Raw genomic sequence first — 1623 nt, 5'->3', positions numbered from 1 at the left:
AGCGGGGTGATGGGTGGCTGGTCGTTGTTTGAGAACTGCACAGTGGACGCGAGCATCTGTGGCCAAGTTTTTAAGGGCGCACGGTGGATGCCTTGGCACCAGGAACCGATGAAGGACGTGGGAGGCCACGATAGTCCCCGGGGAGCCGTCAACCAGGCTTTGATCCGGGGGTTTCCGAATGGGGAAACCCGGCAGTCGTCATGGGCTGTCACCCGCTGCTGAACACATAGGCAGTGTGGAGGGAACGAGGGGAAGTGAAACATCTCAGTACCCTCAGGAAGAGAAAACAACCGTGATTCCGGGAGTAGTGGCGAGCGAAACCGGATGAGGCCAAACCTACGACGTGTGAGACCCGGCAGGGGTTGCGTCGTGGGGGTTGTGGGATCTCTCTTTCACAGTCTGCCGGCTGTGAGGCGAGTCAGAAACCGTTGATGTAGGCGAAGGACATGCGAAAGGTCCGGCGTAGAGGGTAAGACCCCCGTAGCTGAAACGTCAGCGGCTCGTTTGAGAGACACCCAAGTAGCACGGGGCCCGAGAAATCCCGTGTGAATCTGGCGGGACCACCCGCTAAGCCTAAATATTCCCTGGTGACCGATAGCGGATAGTACCGTGAGGGAATGGTGAAAAGTACCGCGGGAGCGGAGTGAAATAGTACCTGAAACCGTGTGCCTACAAGCCGTGGGAGCGTCGGGATCCTTTGGATCCTCGTGACTGCGTGCCTTTTGAAGAATGAGCCTGCGAGTTAGCGGTGTGTAGCGAGGTTAACCCGTGTGGGGAAGCCGTAGCGAAAGCGAGTCCGAACAGGGCGTTTGAGTTGCACGCTCTAGACCCGAAGCGGAGTGATCTAGCCATGGGCAGGTTGAAGCGGAGGTAAGACTTCGTGGAGGACCGAACCCACCAGGGTTGAAAACCTGGGGGATGACCTGTGGTTAGGGGTGAAAGGCCAATCAAACTCCGTGATAGCTGGTTCTCCCCGAAATGCATTTAGGTGCAGCGTCGTGTGTTTCTTGCCGGAGGTAGAGCACTGGATAGGCGATGGGCCCTACCGGGTTACTGACCTTAGCCAAACTCCGAATGCCGGTAAGTGAGAGCGCGGCAGTGAGACTGTGGGGGATAAGCTCCATGGTCGAGAGGGAAACAGCCCAGAGCATCGACTAAGGCCCCTAAGCGTACGCTAAGTGGGAAAGGATGTGGAGTCGCAGAGACAACCAGGAGGTTGGCTTAGAAGCAGCCACCCTTGAAAGAGTGCGTAATAGCTCACTGGTCAAGTGATTCCGCGCCGACAATGTAGCGGGGCTCAAGCGTACCGCCGAAGTCGTGTCATTGCAGTACATACCCCCAACGGGGACTGTGATGGGTAGGGGAGCGTCGTGTGCCGGGTGAAGCAGCCGTGGAAGCGAGTTGTGGACGGTTCACGAGTGAGAATGCAGGCATGAGTAGCGATACACACGTGAGAAACGTGTGCGCCGATTGACTAAGGGTTCCTGGGTCAAGCTGATCTGCCCAGGGTAAGTCGGGACCTAAGGCGAGGCCGACAGGCGTAGTCGATGGACAACCGGTTGATATTCCGGTACCCGCTTTGAAACGCCCAATATCGAGCCCATTAATGCTAAGGCCGTGAAG

Annotated in this window: 1 rRNA gene (cut by a window edge); it reads left to right on the top strand. The window is 57.2% G+C overall.

Annotated features, from left to right (window positions below):
• Positions 1-60 precede the first annotated feature (60 nt).
• Positions 61-1623: ribosomal RNA gene (locus tag ACZ6ZQ_RS38415) — 23S ribosomal RNA — on the top strand (it continues 1295 nt past the right edge of the window).

It is taken from the genome of Streptomyces sp. NPDC053673 (assembly GCF_055585225.1).
This window is presented reverse-complemented; position numbering and strand designations above follow the sequence as displayed.